16 protein-coding genes are annotated in these 21,979 nt (G+C 48.1%); 15 read left to right on the top strand and 1 reads right to left on the bottom strand.

Features of this window, described 5'->3' with window-relative positions; all coding sequences use genetic code 11:
* Positions 1 to 172: 172 nt before the first annotated feature.
* From EYO21_06680 to EYO21_06625, 12 genes are all read left to right on the top strand, one after another.
* Entirely contained in the window at positions 173 to 2,125 is a 1,953-nt protein-coding gene (locus EYO21_06680) for an FAD-dependent oxidoreductase (GenBank protein ID HIB03490.1), read from the top strand.
* Entirely contained in the window at positions 2,122 to 2,415 is a 294-nt protein-coding gene (locus EYO21_06675) for a ferredoxin family protein (GenBank protein ID HIB03489.1), read from the top strand. The genes EYO21_06680 and EYO21_06675 overlap by 4 nt, the downstream gene beginning before the upstream one ends.
* The gene (locus EYO21_06670; GenBank protein ID HIB03488.1) at positions 2,412 to 3,881 is read left to right on the top strand and encodes a hypothetical protein; all 1,470 of its coding nucleotides are present in this window, start codon (positions 2,412 to 2,414) and stop codon (positions 3,879 to 3,881) included. Before EYO21_06675 ends, EYO21_06670 begins: the two co-directional genes overlap by 4 nt.
* Before the next feature lie 173 nt (positions 3,882 to 4,054).
* Complete coding sequence (locus EYO21_06665; protein ID HIB03487.1) at positions 4,055 to 5,563, top strand: CRTAC1 family protein; 1,509 nt, start codon at positions 4,055 to 4,057, stop codon at positions 5,561 to 5,563.
* A gap of 17 nt (positions 5,564 to 5,580) precedes the next feature.
* Positions 5,581 to 7,167: a tetratricopeptide repeat protein gene (locus tag EYO21_06660; GenBank protein HIB03486.1), complete on the top strand. Its 1,587-nt coding sequence runs from the start codon at positions 5,581 to 5,583 to the stop codon at positions 7,165 to 7,167.
* Positions 7,168 to 7,226: 59 nt separating this feature from the next.
* Positions 7,227 to 8,987: a DUF885 domain-containing protein gene (locus EYO21_06655; protein HIB03485.1), complete on the top strand. Its 1,761-nt coding sequence runs from the start codon at positions 7,227 to 7,229 to the stop codon at positions 8,985 to 8,987.
* 35 nt (positions 8,988 to 9,022) lie between these two features.
* Positions 9,023 to 9,625 carry a CoA pyrophosphatase gene (locus tag EYO21_06650; protein HIB03484.1) on the top strand — a complete coding sequence of 201 codons (603 nt, stop codon included), beginning with the start codon at positions 9,023 to 9,025 and terminating at the stop codon, positions 9,623 to 9,625.
* Positions 9,577 to 12,414, top strand: a complete 2,838-nt coding sequence (locus tag EYO21_06645) for a hypothetical protein (protein ID HIB03483.1) — start codon at positions 9,577 to 9,579, stop codon at positions 12,412 to 12,414. The genes EYO21_06650 and EYO21_06645 overlap by 49 nt, the downstream gene beginning before the upstream one ends.
* A gap of 71 nt (positions 12,415 to 12,485) precedes the next feature.
* The gene (locus tag EYO21_06640; GenBank protein ID HIB03482.1) at positions 12,486 to 13,937 is read left to right on the top strand and encodes a sodium-dependent transporter; all 1,452 of its coding nucleotides are present in this window, start codon (positions 12,486 to 12,488) and stop codon (positions 13,935 to 13,937) included.
* Between the two features lie 63 nt (positions 13,938 to 14,000).
* A complete protein-coding gene (locus EYO21_06635; protein HIB03481.1) occupies positions 14,001 to 15,017 on the top strand; it encodes a S9 family peptidase in 1,017 nt (338 codons plus the stop codon).
* Between the two features lie 74 nt (positions 15,018 to 15,091).
* The gene (locus EYO21_06630) at positions 15,092 to 16,399 is read left to right on the top strand and encodes an aminotransferase class V-fold PLP-dependent enzyme (GenBank protein ID HIB03480.1); all 1,308 of its coding nucleotides are present in this window, start codon (positions 15,092 to 15,094) and stop codon (positions 16,397 to 16,399) included.
* Positions 16,399 to 16,842 carry a RidA family protein gene (locus EYO21_06625; GenBank protein HIB03479.1) on the top strand — a complete coding sequence of 148 codons (444 nt, stop codon included), beginning with the start codon at positions 16,399 to 16,401 and terminating at the stop codon, positions 16,840 to 16,842. The genes EYO21_06630 and EYO21_06625 overlap by 1 nt, the downstream gene beginning before the upstream one ends.
* 11 nt (positions 16,843 to 16,853) lie before the next feature.
* On the opposite strand, the gene EYO21_06620 is transcribed toward EYO21_06625, so the two are convergent.
* Positions 16,854 to 17,837, bottom strand: coding sequence for an ornithine cyclodeaminase family protein (locus tag EYO21_06620; GenBank protein HIB03478.1), 984 nt, complete (start codon positions 17,835 to 17,837; stop codon positions 16,854 to 16,856).
* 142 nt (positions 17,838 to 17,979) lie between these two features.
* On the opposite strand from EYO21_06620, the gene EYO21_06615 reads away from it, so the two are divergent.
* The 3 genes from EYO21_06615 (at position 17,980) to EYO21_06605 (ending at position 21,975) form a co-directional block, all read left to right on the top strand.
* Positions 17,980 to 19,326 (top strand): amino acid permease, encoded by a 1,347-nt coding sequence (locus tag EYO21_06615; GenBank protein HIB03477.1) that lies wholly within the window; start codon positions 17,980 to 17,982, stop codon positions 19,324 to 19,326.
* A gap of 4 nt (positions 19,327 to 19,330) precedes the next feature.
* Positions 19,331 to 20,791: an amidase gene (locus EYO21_06610; GenBank protein ID HIB03476.1), complete on the top strand. Its 1,461-nt coding sequence runs from the start codon at positions 19,331 to 19,333 to the stop codon at positions 20,789 to 20,791.
* A gap of 65 nt (positions 20,792 to 20,856) precedes the next feature.
* Positions 20,857 to 21,975, top strand: coding sequence for an NAD-dependent epimerase/dehydratase family protein (locus tag EYO21_06605; protein HIB03475.1), 1,119 nt, complete (start codon positions 20,857 to 20,859; stop codon positions 21,973 to 21,975).
* Positions 21,976 to 21,979: the final 4 nt, after the last annotated feature.

Genomic DNA, 21,979 nt, shown 5'->3' with positions numbered 1-21,979 from the left:
AAATTATCTAGTACTGTATAAAAGTGGATTGAGAAATGTGGATTTTGGACTTTTATTGACTTACATTTTTTAATTCGCTGCATTTGTTGTAGTAAGTCAAAAACTGCACCGCGTGGAACCAAGTAAAGCAGCAGTGAAAACACTTTTATAAAGACAGATTGATTTCACTGAAATGAAAAAGTCTCAAACAGAGTTTAAATGGCCATATCCCATTAAGTGGGGAGAAGAGCAGAGATTAGATACAGACATTCTCATACTTGGTGGTGGCATTGCCGGATGTTGGGCTGCTATTGCAGCGGCAAGGAATAAAGGTGTTTCAGTAACCCTCGTTGAAAAAGCGCGGACAGTCCGAAGTGGCGCTGGGGGTTCGGGATGTGATCACTGGGAGCATGCGGTTACAAATCCCTGCTGTCCACTGACGCCAGAAGAGATAACGCACGCCCAAATTGACAGTAATGATGGATACAACAACGGCATCTCACATTACATTGAGGCTAGAGAAGGGTACGATCGATTGCTTGATCTTGAGAGGATGGGTGGAAAGATTCGTGATACAGAAGATGAATTCAAGGGTGCTGATTTCAGAGATGAACATACAAAGTTTCTTTTTGCTTACGATTATGTTAACAGATATACCATCCGAACGTGGGGGACAACATTCAAGCCAGCGCTTCACCGAGAGTGCCAACGCTTAAATGTGGGAATTCTTGACAGAACAATGATAACAGGTTTGTTGACTGAAGGTGGTAAGCCAAAGAGAAGGGTTGTGGGCGCGGTTGGCTTTCATGTGCATACTGGTAGGTTTGTTGTTATACGGGCAAAAGCTACCGTGTTGTGTACGTCTCGTCCGAGCCGTCTTTGGCTGTTTACCCCTGATTTCGCGGGGATTTCTGAATTCCGGCCCATGCAAGCCTGTGGAGATGGGCATGCCATCAGTTGGCGTATTGGAGCAGAGTTTACTATGCTGGAAAAATCTGTCCGTGCGGAATGGTCCGGTGCGAGGAGTTTTCCACCGTACGGAACAGGAAACACGCACAACACATGGTATCCTTGTAATATGGTAGATGCTACAGGACGTGAGCTTCCTTGGGTTGATCGTGATGGGAATGTTCTTGAAACAGTTGCAGACAGATGCCGCCCTGCTCCTGGGCAAAAATTTTTTTTAAAAGGAGGAGGAGAAACATGGTTTCAAAAGCATGAATATATCGGCCCTGATATTGCCCCGACTGAAGAACTTATCAAAAAGGGATACAAACTGCCGTTCTATGCTGACCTTTCAAGTTTACCGAAGATGGAAAGGAAGGCGATTTGGGGACTTATGATTGGGCATGAAAGTAAAACCAAGATCCCGGTTAAAAAAATGTATGAAGACGCCGGTTTTGACCCTTCCAAAGATTTATTAAGGAGCTATGGTGATAGCTGGTGGTCGGCAAAGTTTGAACCTTCAGAGCGCCAGTTTTTTGGTCTTCCAGGGGGATTGGTGAATAATTGGGAACTTAGAACCAATCTTGAAGGACTATATGCTTCCGGTGATACTCTCTTTGCATCAGACTGTCATGGCCACGCTGCAGCAACGGGATACTACGCAGGACGACATGCGGTTAGATATACTATGTCTGCCCCAGAGCCAGTGGTAGAGGAAAACCAAGTAAAAAAAGAAAGAGAATTAGCATATGCACCAGCCAAACTGGATAAAGGTGTTGAATGGAAAGATTTGAATGTCAGTATTACTAAAATAATGCAGGAATATTGTGGAGAAGAAAAGTCAGACGTTCTGTTGAATCGAGGTTTGAAAGCACTCCATGATCTAAGGAAAGAGGACGGAACGAACGTATTCGCACGGAATCCTCATGAATTGATGCGCGCCTTGGAGGTGCTAAATATCATGACCAATGCTGAAATTGTAATACATTCCTCACTTGCTCGTAAGGCGTCATGCAAGCAATTGCATTTTATGCGATCGGACTATACCGAGATAGATCCACCCCAATGGCATAAGTTTGTCGTCGTGAGTAAGAATAGTAACGGGGTACGAGTAAGTGAACTACCGATCGATTACTATTCATCACTGAACGAGAATTACGAAAAATATAATCAGGACTATATTAAAGAGAATTCTGTATGAAGAATAAGGCTGTAGCTGTTAGTGACACCAATGTGTTTATTCCAGTCTCTATCAATGCGGAGACGTGCATAGGATGCAATCTGTGTGTGATGGTATGTCAACCGGATGTTTTTGTCCCAAGTCAAGAACCAGGTGGAGTTCCAGTTGTGCTGTACCCAAGTGAATGCTGGTATGTAGGTGACTGTGTTGATGTGTGCCCAGTTCCTGATTGTATCAAGTTAAATGTAATGGATAAGAATAAAGTGATCTGGAAGCGTAAAGAATCAGGAGAGTATTTCCAACTTTCATGATTTCGAAGTTCAAATATCAATGGTATCAGCAGATATATGAGTCTCTTTCAGAAATCATTGCAGAAGCGGAGGCTTATGGCAAAGAACTTGGGCTAAATAAACTTGCGAGTGATATTGGTCTTTATGCTGGGAGTTCGGCCCGGCCGGGGAATCTCCCCAATTACGTTCTTGATCCCATTGTAGAAGCCAATCGAGGCAACCAGACACTTCCTGTGCGTGTGGTGGAGGACGAACTCCGCGAAGTAGTGAAAGATGTATACGGTGACCATTACGACGCAGCGGCGGCCAACACCTGTGAAGCATGCCTGAGAATCTGTTTTGAGACTTTATGTGCTCCACCTATCATGCACCGAGGGGAAACATACCGCGGTCGTGTCCTAATGCCCTACAGCGAAGATTATGAATGGATGGGAGGCTATGGCCGCGCCTTCCCGCCCCGATACAAAAATCTTCTGGTAGATAGAACTGTTGCTGGAGGAGAACTTGGTGTTGAGGGAAAAACTTTGACCAATTTGGAGACTCTCTACGTCCGAATGGCAGGTGCCAGGTACGATTCCCACGGTATCCGTTTCAATCCCACTTCTCTCCTGACAAAAGTTGACTCAGCGGCCACATTATCGGAGGTTGAGAAAGTAGCCGCCCGTCACGCTGATTCATTGGTAGGGGTTGCTGCCGTTGGGTATGATACACCCAGTTACGGTCACGGTGAGCAACATGAAGACGGCACGCCTCTACTCCTCCGCGGACTATGTGACGTGGCCACCAATTTTGATGTTCCCTACATTATTGATACAGGCGGTTCAATACCTTTTCTTGGGATGGACCCCCGAAAGATTGGGTGTGATGTTATTACCTACAGTATGGACAAAGCAGGCAGGGCACCTGCATGCGGTCTGATCATAGGCAAGGAAGAAGTAATGAATCCTATACGGAAAGGGATGGGGCTGGGCGGACAGAGGTATGGTGAAGTGTCATCCCATGGAAAAGCTGCCTATACGTTCTGTGATCCAGGTCGAGACACACTGGTAGGACTCGTGGCCTATCTGAAAATCCTAAGAGACGAGCCGAATCGTGTGAAAGACCCTATCGATCGTTTTCACGAGATTGTTTTGGAGGAGTTCAAATCGTTTACTCCATCGAAGTTCCGGGATCAGCTCATATTTACAAAAACCTATCAGCTGGGTGGAACAGAACTGAATTATGAACAAACGTGGTGTGATGATGAATTCGGAATACCTATTTTTACTTTGGAGGATCTCTGGGCCAACACAAACCCCATTGTGCTGGCTCAAGAGGCTATGGGTGTAGAGCCGGCCACCATATACAGCGGTAAGGTGTTCATGGGGCCCGGTCTTGGCACATTGGATCAAGAAGGGAATTTGATAGAAGAGAACGCTGTGCTGGGTGCAAAGACACTTGTTAAGGCTCTGGAAATAGTCTGCCGTTATTCTGGAGTTGGGGATTAATGAGATTCTTTCATTCTTTCTCCCATAAGAGAGAGAAAAGAATTGTGTCCCTTTTTGTGTTGCTTGGCACTATATCGGCACAAAACCTTTCATTCAAGGACATGGCTGCGGAGATGGGATTGAACTTTGTGCATGATCATGGCGGCACGGATCAGAAATTCTATGTGGAGACCATGGGCTCTGGATGTGCCCTTCTGGACTATGATAATGATGGTGACCTGGATGTTTTTTTCCTGCAAGGTGCGCCGCTACCGGGATGGAAGAAAGAGACCACACTTCGGAATCAGCTTTTTCGCAATGACGGTGACGAATTCACAGATGTTACGGGAGAATCTGGTCTGGGGGACACTTCCTATGGTATCGGCTGTGCCGCTGCCGATTATGACAACGATGGAGATACCGACCTATATGTCTCAAACTTTGGACCAGATATTCTGTACAGGAATGAGGGAGATGGCACATTTGCCGATGCGTCTTATGCGGCCGGTATTTCTAACCCTGCCTGGTCCGCCAGCGCCGCCTTTTTCGATGCTGACAACGATGGCTTTCTGGACATTTATGTGAGTAATTACGTGGAATATTCACTCGAAAAAAATCCGTGGTGTGGTGATCAGAGGAGCAGTCAGCGAGCTTATTGTGATCCTGATGTATTCAGAGGGGTTCCCGATGTCTTCTATCACAACAATGGGGACGGGACATTCTCGGACATATCCGCAGTCTCAAATATCTCCAAAGCTGAAGGTAAGGGTCTAGGGGTGGTTCCGGCTGATTTCGATAACGATGGTGACATGGATGTTTATGTAGCAAATGATAAGGTGATGAACTATCTATTTATTAATGACGGTTCCGGGACCTTCATGGAAGATGCCCTTTTTGCCGGCGTCGGTTTTAATGAAAATGGGCAGGCGGAGGCAGGAATGGGGGTTGACTTTGGTGATTACAACCGCGATGGCTGGTTCGACCTGTTTGTCACCAATTTCAGCGGTGAGTCCAATACACTTTACAGAAATGACCAGAACGGATTTCTGACAGATGTGACGTTTGCCGCCGGATTGGGTCAGCCGAGCCTTGAGGTCCTCGGTTTCGGCACTAAATTTGTTGATATTGATTTGGACGGTTGGCTCGATATCTTTGTGGTGAATGGACACGTTATCGACAACATTGAGATTTTTAATCCCGACTATACTCACGCTCAGCGAAAACAGGTGTTCATCAGCAGAGGTGACGGCACATTTGTAGAGAAGACAGATGAGATCGGTGGTGACCTTTTGGTACCGACAGTAAGTCGCGGTGCTGCTTTTGGTGATATAGATAACGATGGTGACACTGATGTCGTTATTTCAAACAACGGCGGGCAGGCAAGTCTGTTCATCAATGAAGGGATTCCCAGGAATAATTGGATAGGTCTGCAGCTTGAGGGTCGCCTCTACAATCGTGACGCCATCGGCGCTAGGGTGACTGTCAAGAGTGTCGGCGGGACGCAGATCGCTACTGTCAATCCAGCGGCCAGTTACCTTTCCTCAAATGATAAGCGGCTTCTGTTCGGATTAGGCGGTGACAAAAAAGTGGAAGAGATTACTATCAAATGGCCTGGGGGTGGTGTTGACCGCATTGAAGATGTGGAAGTGAACCGCTACTACCACGTTCAGCCGGGAGGCAAAATATCCGCAATTCAGCCATAGTTGTAGCTATCCTGTGCGTGTGTCTGAAAGCACAGCATGAGAACCCCCTTGATGAGGCGTATCGGCTTATGGATCAGGACCTTTACGGCCGAGCGTCTGATTTGTTAAGGGAAATTGTTATCGAAGAGCCGGAGAATTTCGAAGCTTGGGTAGGCTTGGCGAAAGCGTACGATCGTTCTGGTAACATTATGGGTGCCTCCGAGGCATACCGAAAAAGCCTTTCCTTGAAGCCAAACCAACCGGATATCTGGATCTCATTCGGTAATTTCTATTTCCGAGGGGAAAGCTACCAGCAATCCATTAGTGCCTATCAATCAGCTCTGAAGTATGATCCTGAGAATGCGAAAGCTCACAATAATCTTGGGTCCGCCTATAAGGAGTTGGGTGAACTGGAGAGAGCTGCATCTCATTTTACTACTGCAATAAAGTTCGATGGTGGATATGCTTTAGCATATAGGAATGTCGGAGATATTGATATACGGCTGGGCAATTTCAGTGAGGCCATTGAATGGTTGGGGAAAGCAACTGAGGTTGATCCCGATAATCTTTTTGGGTGGTATTGGTTAGGGAGAGCCTATGTTGGAGCAGGCCAACCCAGGACGGCCATTCCCCATTTTATCCGTGTCATCACTCGTCGCCCTGAACTTCCTCAAGTTCATCACGATCTAGGAGAGGCCTATTTTCTAATCCAAGATTACGGGAAGGCCATTGAACATGTACAAACCGCTATGCGCATTAGTCCCACCGGATCTAAGTCATACGTTACACTAAGCAGGATCTACATCAGCCTTGGTCGGCAAAGAGAGGCACTCAGTATTCTTGAACAAGGGACAGAGGCGAATCCCTCAGCTGCGATGATCTACATTGAGTTAGGCGATATTCACAAATCAGGTTCGCGACACAGCGATGCTTTAAGGGCTTATACTCGTGCTGTAGCTCTGGAGCCGGACCTCTGGTCTGGAAATTACAAGCGAGGAGTTGCTCTTTATTATTTGTCACAGCTTGAGAAAGCAGAAACTGCTCTGAATGAGGCTTCAAAGCTCAATCAGTCAGCTGCTCCGTTGAAGCTTTTTCAAGGTCTCGTGGCACTGGCACAGAACCGGCCGGAAGAAGCGAAAGTATTTCTGAAAGAAGCTTTAAAACTGGAAGTAAACAGTCCTGATATCTGGTTTCATCTGGGTCAGGCTCACCAGCGTCTAGGAGATTGGAGTGAAGCAAAAGACAGTTTTGAAAAAGCTCATGATTTAAACCCAAGGAAGTCAGAAGTGCTTTACGGACTTTCTGAGGTGAACAAGAAATTGGGAGACCGGGAAGCTGCCCGGATGTACAACAGTCTATTCAAGGATATATTTCAATTTGAAGAGGAGAGGGATGTACTGGAGAAAAAACTTTGGGGGAAACCCAACAGTACCGAACTGAGGCGTGATCTGGCAACACTCCTTGAAAAAAACGACGCACTGGAGGGAGCGGCTGAATATCTTCGTCAGGCCGCCTACTTGGGAGACGAAAAGGCGTCGGCTGAGCTGGAACGTTTGGAAAAACTTCTCGCATATCGCAGAACCGCTACGCCAAATAGGCTCAATTCTTCGGACAGAAAACGTTAACTTGACATCTTTCCTTGACAGAGATGCCACTTTCAGGCTGAAGATGGGGTAAACGTACAGTGATAAAACGATCGTTGCCGTTTATTGGTATCATTTGGGTGATTTCCACCACAGGCTGTCTCCGTCAAAATCCGGATATAGCACTTCAGACCATCTTCGACGATGCGTGGTCGTTTAGATTGAAGGAGAACCCCCTTTTTGCTACGGGTGTTGGTGTTCACACCGCCAATGACAGGTTACCGTTGGTTACTGAAGAAGATATTCAGCGACGGGCACACTACTGGCAGGATATTCTACAGCGGCTCGACAGCATAGAACAGAGTGGACTTAATGAGAAAAGTCGCATCAATTATAGGATTTTCCACCGAGTTGTGGAGGATCGTCTTGCGGACACCAAGTTCAAAGCCTATTTAATGCCACTTAATGCTGATTCAGGCTTTCATATCGGACTCGCCAGACTTCCGAAAGGTATTCCCCTGAAAAGTGTAGCTGACTATGAGAATTACATTGCCCGTCTGAACGCCATTCCTGACTACATAGCACAGCACATCACACTCATGCGGGAAGGTATCAGGACAGGGATGACAGTGCCGCAGATTGTTCTGAAGGGATACAACGTAACCATTTCCACTCATGTTGTGAACAACCCTGAGGAAAGTGTTTTTTATGAACCTTTTTTCTCTTTCCCCGTCTCCATTCCATCTCATGAGTACGATAGATTGAGAGAGGCGGGAGGAAAAGCCGTCATGACAGGTGCTGTTGAGGGATACAAACAGTTTCTCACATTTTTCAATGATGAGTATTACCCCAACGCCAGAAAAACCATCGGTGCATCGGAGTTTCCGGACGGAAGGGCTTATTATGAGCAACGGGCCCGTCACTTCACAACACTCGACCTGTCACCAGAAGAGATTTATAAAGTAGGTCTCAAAGAGGTAGAAAGAATCAAAAAAGAAATGACAGATATCATCAAGGAAGTTGGGTTTGAAGGTACTTTTCAGGATTTTTTATATTTTCTAAGGACCGATCGTCAGTTTTACGCCAAAACGCCTGAGGATCTTTTGAAAGAGGCGTCCTTTATTGCCAAGAAAATGGACGCCCAACTTCCGTCACTTTTCAAGAATTTGCCCCGCTTGCCCTATGGTGTGCAAGCTGTACCAGAGCATATTGCGCCGAAATACACCGGCGGCCGATATGTGGGACCAGCACAAGGGTCGAGAGAACCGGGTTATTACTGGGTCAACACCTATGCATTGGAGATTCGTCCCCTTTACAATCTCGAAGCTCTGACTCTGCACGAAGCTGTACCGGGACACCATCTTCAGAACGCCATTGCCCGGGAATTGGAAGATGTTCCCAAGTTCAGACGGCATCTTTCTCTATCAGCCTTTGGTGAAGGGTGGGGACTTTACTCGGAATGGCTTGGCCTCGAGGCGGGTTTCTATACCGATCCCTATAACAATTTTGGCAGGCTCACTTACGAAATGTGGAGGGCTTGCAGGCTTGTTGTGGATACAGGTATTCATGCATTTGGCTGGACACGAGATGAAGCCATGGACTATATGACTACACGGACAGCCCTGCCCATCCATGAAGTGACTACAGAAACGGATAGATATATTGCATGGCCGGGACAGGCATTGGCATACAAGATGGGAGAGTTAAAAATCAAAGAACTGCGACGTTATAGTGAAAATGTTCTCAAAGAAGATTTTGATGTGAGAGAATTTCATGACGTAGTCTTGGGGAACGGCTCAGTTCCTCTTGATGTGCTGGAAGATCAGGTAAAAATTTGGGTGGAGACAGAGCGATCGCGATAGCACCTCCATTCATCATTGAATTGCGATCACATCTCATGAAATCCCTCCCGGGTGTGATGGCGCAAATTAAGATGGCACCTCGTCCTCCATATATTCCGCCTTTAGCCCGAAATGAAGCAGATGCAATGCCGTCAGCTGTGCTTGTGCTTCTCTTTGAGGAAGGTGAAGAATGGTCATTCTTTCTAATGGAACGTTCCCATGTCGTTGAGTATCACCGTGGCCAGATTTCACTGCCCGGCGGCGCTCAGGAACAGGGTGAATCTCTGGAAGAAACGGCCCTTAGGGAAACCAATGAAGAGATCGGTATTGTACCGGCATCAGTGAAAGTGCTTGGTGCAATGACACCACTATTTATACCGGTCAGCGGTTTCAGGGTACACCCTTTTGTGGGGTGGAGTGAGACGGTGCCTGAAGTGCTAATTGATGAGGCTGAAGTTGCGGCGCTCCATAAGATTCAGGTGGAGACGTTGCTTGACGACTCGAGGGTAAAACGGGAACAGAGGGAAATTAGGGGCTTTGATGTGGACGTTCCCTATTTCCATTTTGAACAGTTAAAGGTTTGGGGTGCCACGGCAGCAATTTTATGTGAATGCAAGGATCTGTTTTCAGAATGTTACAATATGGAGAAAGAGTTATGAAAAAAATGGTACTGCTGATATTAACGACCGCTCTGACTGGCCAGAGCATGCGTACCCATCCATCGCCAGGTCTTGGAGACTACACTGCTCCCTTCTTCAAAGGAGGGTCATACCGGGCTGATATCCAGTCTCCCAGTGAATTCCTTGGTTTCGAACTGGGAGGCCGGTCTATTACTCATGCGGAAGTGATGTCTTATTTTACCTATTTGTCAGAGACAGCACCGAACGCTCAATTGAATGTCTACGCCCATTCTTTTGAGGGACGGGAGCTGGTCTATCTGGTGGTGACGTCTGAGAAGAACTTTGACCGATTGGAAGAGATTCGTGAACAGATGGCGGACTTGGCCCACCTCAAGGTGAACACAACTCAAGCGGAAAAGCTGATCAAATCTCTACCTACTGTCGCATGGTTAGGCTACGGTATACACGGGGATGAAGTTTCCAGCGTGGACGCTTCCGTTTATCTTGCTTACCAGCTGTTAGCCGGGCGGGACAGAACAACACGAAACATTTTGGACAATATGGTGGTCTGTATTGACCCCATGCAAAACCCTGACGGGCGTATGCGCTTTGTTAAACAGATGGAGCAATACAACAGCGTTATTCCCAGCAGTGATATCCAGAGCCTCCATCACAGGGGCGTCTGGCCCTACGGCAGAGGGAACCACTATCTGTTTGACCTCAACAGGGATTGGTTTCTCTTGGTGCACCCGGAGACGCGAGGACGGGTGGAAGGAATCCTGAAGTGGAATCCCCAGTTTGTTCTCGATTGCCACGAGATGGGGCCCTATGACACATATCTTTTTTCACCACCCCGGGAGCCTTTCAATCCGTTCCTTCCCAAGGAAACCTTCAAATGGTGGGACCAGTTCGCCAAGGACCAGGCAAAGGCTTTCGATGAGCAAGGGTGGAGCTATTACACTCGGGAGTGGAACGAAGAGATGTATCCTGGTTACGGCAGTTCTTGGCCAATGTTTCTGGGGGCAATAGGCGTACTTTATGAACAGGCCGGTGTGGACGGCTCTCGCGTGAAACGGCCTGATGGAACGGTGATGACCTATCGTGAAACAGTGCATCATCACTTCACCAGTTCCATGGCAAATCTTTTGACAGCAGCCTCGAACCGTGAGACTCTTCTCCGGGATTACTACAACCACAGAAAATCCGCCGCCGGAAATGGTAATAAAACGCGGCGGGAGGCGTTCCTGTTTGTACCTAATGATAACATAAGCCGATTTGAAAAATTCGCTTCTGCGCTCACTTTTCAGGGTATTGAAGTTGAAGTGGCCCAGGAAAGTTTTGAGCTTCGCAACATCACGGGTAGAGATGGGAAACCGGTGAAGCGGATAAATTTCCCTGAAAGGACCCTCATTGTACCTCTTGACCAGCCGAATCGAAATCTTGTTGAAGCCATTCTCACCTTTGAGATCAGGCACAATAGTGAATTCCTGAAAAGTCAGCGGAAAGAAAGGCTGAAGTATGACGACTCCCGACTTTATGACGCTACCGGATGGTCTCTTGCATTGGGCTACGATATGGACGCCTACTTTTCTGACAGCGTGCCGACTGTCAAGTCCCGCGCTCATGAGTCAGGCCACATTCAAGGGCGACTCTCCGGCAGAGACCCTAAGGTCGGTTACGTTTTTTCAGGGGCCGATGATAGGGCTGTGTTGGCTCTGGCGAGGTTACTGGATGCCGGTGCTAAGGTTTGGTCTGGTAGTGAACCGTTTAAAGTGGATGGGGAAAGCTATCCCCGGGGAAGTTTTCTCGTTCGGAGCAATGCTAACCGCCACCTTTCAGAGCGGACACTTCAAGAGATCGCTGAAGAGACGGGTGTCACCTTCAAAAGTATTGATTATGGTCTTGCCTCAGTAGGATCTGATCCCGGCGGCGGTGAGTTTGAATTGCTTGCCCGTCCCAAGATCGCCCTGGTGGGTGGTGAGACCATATCGCCCTACAGTTTTGGCAACATCTGGCACACGCTGGACGCCAGAATGAATATGGCAACATCGACATTGAGTTCCACATCATTAGCGGGGACTGATCTCGATAAATATAATGTGCTGATCCTTCCATCTACCTACGGCGGGCCGCGAACCTACAAGAGACTTCTTTCTGAAGGTGGAGTAAAACATCTCCGGGAGTGGGTTGAAGATGGTGGTACCCTCATTGCTGTCGGCGCAGCGGCCGCTTTTGTGGCCGACAGCTCTGTTTCACTAGTATCAGTCCGGCAGAAACGGCAGGTTCTGGACAAACTGGATGAATACACCACTGCCTTCTCACTGTATCAGCAGGCCGCATCTCCTACTGTGGATAGCCTGGCCGTTTGGGAAGGGAAACGACCGGCAAAAAGTAAGCAAGAGACTGCAGGAAAGTTTGATTCAAAAACCGCCAAGCAGGCGGATAAACTGGCCAGGCAACTGTCACCGCAAGGTGTCATTATGCGTATCGATCTGGATGAGGAACACTGGCTCTCGTTCGGTTTGGGATCCGATGTCCCCATTTTGGTAGACAACTCATACAGCTATGTTTCAAAAGATAACAGTGATGTGGCTGGTCGGTTCGCTAATTATGACAATGTTAAAATCTCCGGGATTCTCTGGCCGGAAGCGCGAGAACGGTGGGCAAATTCTGTCTACTGTGCGAGGGAATCCGTGGGCAAGGGGCAGGTAATCCTGTTTGCCACCGATCCTAACTTCAGGGCATATTTCTATGGTGGCGAGCGAATGCTGCTTAATGCTATTCTCCTGGGGCCGGGATTTGGTACGCGTCAAACGGTTGAATTCTGATTAAATAGAGAGAGGGTAGTTTGGAACAGCGAGAATCTGAACAACGTTTTTCGTCAAGATCGGCATTTCTTATGAGTGCGCTAGGAATTGCCGTGGGAACAGGCAATATCTGGCGGTTCCCCCGGATTGCCGCTACAAACGGTGGTGACGATGGGGCCGGTGCATTTCTTGTGGCGTGGGTCATTTTCCTTTTCCTTTGGAGCATTCCACTCATCATAGCTGAGTATATCATGGGGAGAAAATCCCGAAAGGGGACCATAGGTGCGTTTGTTTCTCTTGTGGGAGGGAAGTTTGCTTGGATGGGCGGATTCGTTGGTTTGGTCACCACGGCCATCACGTTCTACTATTCTGTGGTGGTGGGGTGGTGTATTTATTACTTTATTCAGATGCTGTTCCAACCTCTTCCTCAAACAACGGAAGCGTCATGGTCACTGTGGAACAATTACCAGGCAAGTGCTTTACCCCTGCTTTTTCATGGTATGGCCATGGCAGTAGGGGCGATGGCCATCTGGCGGGGTGTTTCATCTATTGAAAAAGTCAACAAGGTGCTTATTCCAACATTGTTAGCTATTGTTGTTCTTTCTGTAATTCGTGCTTTAACCTTGCCCGGCGCCTGGAATGGCGTGGCTTACCTTTTTACGCCCCAGTGGAGTCAGCTCAGTAATCCCAAGCTCTGGCTGGAGGCTTTGACCCAAAACGCCTGGGATACCGGTGCCGGTTGGGGGCTTTTCCTTACCTATGCCATCTATATCAGGCGGCGATACGGCATTGTGAAGAATGCGTTTATTACGGCCATCGGTAACAATGTGGTATCACTCCTTGCGGCCCTCATGGTGTTCGGCACCGTATTTTCCATTCTCGGAATGGAAGGGAAGACTAACGGTGAAATTCTTGGTATTATGAAAGAAAGCGGCCCCGCCGCTACTGGCCTCACCTTCATCTGGATGCCACAGCTTTTTGCCAAAATGCCCATGGGGAAACTGGTGGCTATTCTATTTTTTCTGGGGCTCTCTTTTGCCGGTTTTTCTTCACTCATCTCAATGATGGAGCTCACCAGCCGGAATCTTATTGATCTTGGCCTGAAAAGGAAAACAGCCATCGTTTGTGTGGCGGTCGTCAGTTATCTCTTGGGTATCCCATCTGCACGGAATCTTGTTTTATTCGGGAATCAGGATTTTGTCTGGGGAGTGGCTCTCATGATATCCGGCATTTTTGTGGCTGTGGCAGTTATGCGGTACGGAGTTACGGTCCTGCGGGAGAAAGAGGTGTTACAGAATAAAAATGACTGGGATTTAGGTGCATGGTGGGATAAAAACATAAAATTCATTGTCCCAATTCTAGGCATAGCACTTCTTGTTTGGTGGCTATCCCTCTCAGCTACAGTCTATGCGCCGGATGACTGGTACAATCCCATGTCGCCATACAGTGTTATGACATGCCTGGTTCAATGGGGTGCAGTTCTGGCCATGCTTTTGTGGCTGAACAGGTGGATGGCTGAGCGGATACAGAGTCATACTGATTAAACGAAGGGGGATAAAATGAACTATAGCTTGAATACCGTTCGAGGACTGATTGTTGTTATAACAATGTTTTGTGCATTTCCCATTGTAGCACAGGAAGAAACACCTCCGAATCTCAGCGATATTAAATCTCAACTTGAGAGACAGAATGAATATCTTCACCACAAGCTCGATCAAGTTTCCCGTCAAGTGGACGATCTAATGTTTTTCCATCGATTGGGGGATATTGCTGAGGTTGATATGGCCAGCATTACTGGCCCTCCTTTGCAACATCAGCCTAACCCTACAGCACAAGGCGCTAACAATCCATGGCGGTTTCGCACTTATGTATTTATTCCAAAAAATCTGAACAAAAAGAAAAAACAGCCTCTCATTGTACTGCCTCATGGCGGTGTTCACAGCAATTTCTCATCCGGGTTCACCAATATCTTGCGTGAATTGCTGACACAGGGTTACACCATCGTGGCACCTGAGTACCGGGGCAGTACTGGTTACGGACGCGGGACCTACGAGGCTATCGATTACGGCGGGTTGGAAATAGAGGACACCTACTCCGCAAGGAATTATATGCTTGAGCGCTACGATTTTCTTGATCCAAAACGGGTAGGTATTGTCGGCTGGAGTCATGGTGGTCTCCACGCTTTGATGAATATTTTCGAACATGGCAATGATTATACTGTTGCTTATGCTGGTGTGCCTGTGAGCGACCTTATCGCTCGCATGGGATATAAGACACAGCGTTATCGTGATCTTTACTCTGTTGATTATCATATCGGGAAAGCGGCTAATGAGGATGTAGAGGAGTACAAAAAGCGATCACCCTCTTGGAATACCGAGAAATATGATGGAACACCTTTACTTATCCATACCAATACCAATGATGCCGATGTAAACGTTCTTGAGGTTGAACGTCTTGTACAAGCTCTTAAGGCAAATGGAAAAAAAGGTTTTGAATACGAAATTTTTGAAGACATTCCCGGGGGCCACTCTTTTGATAGAATGGATTTTGGCCAAGCCAGAGAGATAAGACTGAAAATCTGGAAATTCCTGGCTAAATATCTGAAGCCGGATAGTCCTATATAATCATATTTGATGTTCTTGAAAAAGTGGTTTGTCAGTTGTACACTTAAGGGAAATTAATTTTATAGGAGATTCTTATGAGAACAATGGATCGAAGATCATTTATGGGAACGATTGGGAAACCGATGGCTGCAGCAGCAGCGGTTGCTGTCATAGAACCGACCCTCATGAACAGGGCACTGGCATCGGTGAGAGGAATTAAAGGAGACCCATCTGATATTGCCAAAGATGAATCATTCTGGTTTGAGATTCAGCAGGCGTACACCGCAGATCGTGGCTTGATTAATTTGAACAATGGCGGCGTCAGCCCATCTCCAGCTGTAGTCCAGGAAGCTATGAAGCGCCATCTCGATTTTTCCAACACTTCACCGGCTTATTCCATGTGGCGCATTCTGGAGCCCCAGCGAGAACCTGTTCGGCGGCGTCTGGCTCGTTTTCACGGTTGCGACGCGGAAGAGATCGCTTTAACCCGGAACGCCTCAGAAGGCCTCCAGATCTGCCAGAACGGCTTTGACTTTGAGCCCGGTGATGAAGTCCTCACCACAACACAGGACTATGGCAGAATGATTAATACATTCAAGCAGAGAGAGTGTAGGGACGGTATTGTTATGAAACAGTTCAAGATTCCTATCCCTGCGGAGGATGACGATGAAGTTGTGCGATTATTTAAAAAGGGAATTACTTCCAAAACCAAAATGATCCTTATGTGCCACATGATCAACATTACAGGGCAAATTCTCCCTGTTAAGAAGATTGTGCAAATGGCCCGAAAGAAAGGTATCCCGGTAATTGTAGATGGTGCCCATACTTTCGCCCATTTCGACTTTAATGCTTCGGACTTGGGATGTGACTATTATGCCACCAGTCTCCATAAGTGGCTTTGTGCTCCTCACGGTACCGGCTTGCTCTATGTTAAGAAGGACTTGATCGCCGATCTCTGGCCCATGCAGGCGCCTGGGCAATGTGAGCATGATGATATCCGCAAGTTTGAGGAGATAGGGACCCACCCGGCTGCTAACTATCTGGCCATAGGTGACGCCCTCACGTTCCATCAGGGAATCGGTAGTAAGAATAAAGAGGCAAGGATGGTCTATTTGAGAAATCGGTGGGCAAAACCTCTTCTGGAAAATGATCGCGTAAAACTCCACACAAGTCTTAAGTCTGGGAAAGCGTGTGGTATAGCTACTGTCCAGGTGGAAGGGATCGATTCTGCCGATGTGTCCACGCATCTGTGGGATAAGTATCGTATTTTCGTTGTCCCCATCAAGCATCCTGAATTCGAAGGGTGCAGGATAACACCTCACGTCTATACCACAATTGAAGAGATCGACCGCTTCACAGATGCCATGACAGATATTGTGAAGAACGGCGTCAGTAAGTCTTAGTGCGACAGACAGTTGTACTGCTTGCCGCACTGGCCTTTTCGGCCTGTGCCGGCGGGGGTGGAGACAGGGAGGTTATTTCCACACCTAATGCCCCAGCGGCCATTGGCCCTTATTCTCAGGGTATACGTGTAGGAAGCACACTCTATCTTGCCGGCCAGATCGCTCTTGACCCCTCTACGGGTAAGCTGGTAGAGGGGAACATTGAGGCCCAGACCCACCGGGTACTAAAGAACCTCGGTGCTGTGCTTAAAGCAGCAGGTTTTGACTATTCAGACGTGGTACAGGTCCAGGCATATCTGGCGGACCTGAATGATTACAAAGCCATGAATGATGTCTATGCCACCTACTTCAGTGAAAGCAAGCCTGCCCGTGCCGTAGTAGAGGCGGCCCGGATTCCACGGGATGCTCTCGTTGAAATTATGATGGTGGCGGTGAAGTCCTAAGTTTTAGGCCTTCACATATCGACCCAAACGCCGGCCTCTTTTTCCTGTGCCTGACTGTAGATATATTGTGCCGCCGCTACATCTTCCACAGCCATTCCCAGTGATTTAAACAGGGTGATTTCATCCGCTGACTGCCGTCCGTCAGCAGTCCCTTCCAGAACTTCTCCTATTTCTCCCAGGATATGATCATGAGAAACTGTCCCTTCAGAAAGAGGAATGAGAAAGTCGCCAGCCTCATTGGTAGCCGATTCACGACTGTCCACATAGAGCTTTGAATTGATCACCGCCTCACTATCGAGCTCTCGTCTCTTTGCCATGCTTGAGCCCACTGCGTTGATGTGGATACCCGGAGAAAGCCAGGACCCTTCCAAGATCGGCTCAATAGCAGAAGTGACTGTGCAAACGATATGTGCGCCAGTCACAGCTTTCTGAGCGTTTTCTGCAACAGTGATTTTCACTGAGGGTTGATCTGATAGTTCTTCAGCAAGTTTCTCAGCATGTTTTTGTGTTCGACTCCAAATTCGGACAGACTGAATGGGTCTTGCTTCCATCATGGCGGTGAAATGAGACCGGGCCTGTACACCGGAGCCCAGAATAGCCAGTATAGCTGCTTCTTCCCTGGCCAGCGATTCCGTGGCAACACCGCTGGCGGCAGCTGTCCGGATGGCTGTGATCTCTATGGCGTCCATAATGGCCAGCGGATTGCCGTATTTGGCAGAGAAAAGAATCACCAAACCTTGATGGGAATCAAACTTGCTCTCGCCTTCATTGTGAAAAACAGTGATAAGCTTAACAGCCAGTGCTTTCGAGGCACCATCATACCCTGGCATGGGGGCCAGGATTCCGCCGCTGCTAGGCACCTTCATCATGGTTCTAAGGGGCTGGACAGCCTCTCCGCGGGCATAAGCCCGAAATGTGTTCGCCAGTACGTCCATACAAGCCCGCATGGGCAACAGCTCTTTTACCTGCTGACGGTTGATGATGAGAACTTTCATATCCGCTGACTCCTTAATAATAGATTGCCAGGATGCCTGAGCATGATAAGCATAAATTAGATATGTGATCTTTCCGCTCCAATCTGTCTCCCTGTCTTGACTTTCGGCTGACGGGAAGGTAGTTTCGACACTTACTTTCCCTATGAGTGACTCAACCCTCCGTCGTGATCTCGGTTCTCTCTCCGGCTACGCCACCATTGTTGGTATTTTGGTGGGCGCTGGCATCTTTCGTGTGACGGGGGAGGCAGGTGCTGTGGCGGGGAGTTCAGTTCCCTTTGCCTATCTCCTGTTTGCTCCCATTGTTCTCGCCACAGCTCTTGCGTACAGTGTTTTTTCTTCAACACCTCTTGGCAATCGCCCCGGCGGTGCATATTTACATATTTCCAGAACGTTCGGGAATTATTACATCGGTTTCGTGGCTATGTGGATGAAGCTGGTGGCGTTTGTTGGAGCCATTTCTTTCATGTCTACCAGTTTCGGTGAATATATGAATTTCTTTATCCCGGGACAGGATCCACGTTTTTGGGCGGTGATCGTGCTGCTAGTTTTTTATGGAATCAACATTTTTGGGATCAAATATTACGGCAGGGTTCAGATTGGCATGCTGATTGTTCTCATGATCAGCATTGTGCTGCTTGTGGTACCGGGATTGGCAGCCGTTGACCTCAACTATTACGACCCGATTCTGCCCAAAGGGTGGGGTGGCTTACTGTCGGCAATGCCTGTGCTCTTTTTCAGCTATGCCGGCTTTGAGACGCTGGCCCAGACGGCAGGAGAAACCAAGGACGCCACACGGACGTTACCCGTCATATTTGTGAGAGGTGTTCTTGCGTCAGTGGTCATCTTTTTTCTCATGTCTTTTGTGGCGTTTGGGGTTCTTCCCGCCGAAGTATTGGCTCAATCCCAGTCTGCCATGGCCGATGCAGCGGCTGTGTATCTTCCACCCTGGGGCGCCGGCATAGTGGCTCTCGGAGCCATGAGTGCTTTTTTGACCAGTATTAACGGTTCGATTCTTGTCCCATCACGGATATTCTTTGTCTTTAGTGAAGATCGTCTCATGCCCAGTTTTTTCTCGGCGGTCCATCCTAAATGGCGAACACCCTACGTTAGCCTAATCATCAGTGCTGTCATCTGTATCGTTCTTATATGGACGCAATCAGCACAATTTCTTTTAAACACGGGGCTCATCGGAATTTTCATCATCTATTTTCTTCAAGGGGTGGCACTCATGATGCTGCCGAAAGTCAACCGGCCACTCTATGAGTCGGCTCAATTCAAGCCGTCACCTTTGATTGTTATCGGCATTGGACTTTTCTCAGCGGCCGTCATGCTCATATTCATGGTGTCCATATTGAAGACAGTCTTTGTTTGGACAATCTTATGGCTGGCTGTGGGGAGCGCTCTCTTTTTCGTGGGCCGCCAGCAGGGGAAGGCCGAAGGATTTGATTATAACGCCCGGTTGGCCAGAGATCTCACCATGGAGAGATGATCTATTGAACATCGATCTGTATCAAACCGCCACTGGCTTGCTTGAGAAAATACAGAAGAAGGAGATATCCGCTCTGGAGCTGCTTGAAATTCATCTTCGAAAAATCGAGGCGAGTAATCAAGAGATCAACGCAGTTGTGGTAACTGATGCCGAACAGGCCACGGAGCGAGCCAAGGCTGCTGACGAAGCGCTCACCCAGGGTGAATCGTGGGGCCCTCTACATGGTCTCCCCATGACCGTTAAAGATTCCTTTGAGGTAGAAGGGATAGCCTCTACCGGCGGATCTCCTAAATGGAAGGATCACTTCCCAGTGAGGAACGCTGACGCCGTTCAGCGCCTCGTGGATGCAGGAGCTATTGTATTCGGGAAGACAAATGTCCCACTGCTGTCGGGCGATTTCCAAACCTTTAACGATGTTTATGGGACTACAAATAATCCGTGGGACATTACCAGAACACCCGGCGGATCCTCGGGAGGCGCCGCGGCAGCGCTGGCGGCTGGAATGACACCGTTAGAAATTGGCAGCGACATTGGTGGCTCCATCCGAACGCCGGCCCATTTTTGCGGAGTATACGGCCATAAACCAAGCTACGGCATCATCTCTATGCGGGGGCACATCCCGCCACCACCCGGGTGTGTGAATGATGGTGACACCCTCTCCGTTGCGGGCCCATTGGCCCGTTCACCAGAGGACCTTGAACTTGCTCTTTCATTACTGGTAGCACCAAAAATGATGGACGGTGTGGCGTGGAAAATGGAACTGCCGCCATCGAGACATGAGACGCTGAATGATTTTCGTGTGGCCGTCTGGCTAAATGATTCATACTGTTCTGTGGAGAGAGCCATTGCAGATGTTATTCAGGGGGTGGTGGATGAACTGGCGAAACATGGTGTAAAAATTGAGGAGACTCACCCCAACATAACTCTTGAGATTAATGACCGCATCTTCTGGAATCTCGTTCCTCCTGTCATCGCCACAGGCTTCCCTCCGAATGTAATTGCAGGAATGAAAAAACTTGTTGAAGGAAGTACTCCGGAAGATGACTCTCTGCCTGTTCGACATGCCCGAGGGTCAATGATTCCTCACAAGGATTGGCTGTCAGCCGATGAGCGGCGACACCGTGTCCGGGCGAAGTGGCACGAGTTGTTCCACGACTATGATGTGCTCTTATGTCCCACAACGGTTACCTCCGCGTTTGAACACGATCACAGTCCCGACTTTTTCCAGAGGAAACTGATAGTGAATGGCGAGCCAAGGCCTTATTTTGATCTGATGGTGTGGGCAGGACTGGCCATCAACGCTCAGCTTCCTGCCACAGTTGCACCCATTGGACTATCTGAAGATGGGTTGCCTATTGGTATACAGATTGTAGGTCCCTATCTTGAGGACCGGACGACAATAAAATTCGCGGAACTGCTTGAAAAAGTATGTGGCGGTTTTAATCAGCCGCCAAAAATAAATTGAAAGGCTTGTCAACCTAGCTTTATTGAACCAGTTCATATATTTTCTAATAAAATGATAGGTAAGAGATGAAAAAATCCAGAAGGGAATTTCTAAAGGCAGCAACCGTTGCAACAACAGCTTTAGGGTTTAACCTGTCTAAAGGGAAGACAAACACTGTTAACTACGGAGCTGGGAAACGCATGTCTATTCTCATCCTGGGGGGTACCGGATTTATCGGACCTCATATGGTGAAAAGCGCACAGGCCCGTGGTCATGTTATTACCCTTTTTAACCGTGGGAAAACAAATACTCACCTTTTTCCTGAGGTTGAAAAGCTGAAAGGGGATAGAGAGAATGATATTGAATCACTCAAGGGTCGCACATGGGATGTAGTGATCGATAATTCAGCAATCCGACCTTGGTGGGTCCGAGATTCAGCCCAATTATTGAAAAATTCTGTGGGTCGTTACCTCTTTACATCTACCCGTTCTACCTACGCAGATTTTTCAGAGATAGGTATGGACGAAACCAGCCCTCAGTACGATCCTGATCCAAGTGCAGTAGATGAGCGTCGCAGTCTCGGCTACGGCCAGGATAAGGTTTTATGTGAGCGTGAAGCCCGAAAAGCGTTTGGCGATCGTACCCTCATCGTTCGGCCGGGTCTCATAGTAGGCCCCGGAGATAACACAGACCGTTTCACTTACTGGCCTGTGCGAATCGACAGGGGAGGTGAGGTACTGGCACCAGGGGACCCTGAAAACGGTGTTATGTTTATAGATGTCAGAGATTTGGCAGAGTGGTATATCCATCTTATAGAGAATGAAAATACGGGGAGTTACAACGCTCTCGGACCTCAGTCACCCCTCTCTTTTGCCGAATTCCTCTACGGATGCCGAGCAGTTACTAATGTCGATGTATCATTCACCTGGGTTGAAACGGATTTTCTATTGGAGAGGAAACTTCGTCCTTATCGTGAATTTCCCTGCTGGATGCCCGCAGAAGGCGACCGTCTGGGCTTTCAGAGATTTGATCTTTCCAAACCGCTGGCAGCGGGACTCACTTACCGGCCCCTTGCAGTTACAGCATTTGACACTTTAGAATGGTATAAATCTCAACCTGCCGAGAGAACAGCGAAATTGAAAGCTGGGATCTCTGCTGAGCGGGAACTTGAGGTTCTAGAAGAATGGCATGCTAAAAAAAACTGATGTG

The sequence above is a fragment of the Candidatus Neomarinimicrobiota bacterium genome (assembly GCA_012964825.1).
Lineage (GTDB): Bacteria > Fidelibacterota > Marinisomatia > Marinisomatales > S15-B10 > UBA2125.
Note: the sequence above shows the minus strand (reverse complement) of the source record. Positions and strands in the feature narration are given on the sequence as shown.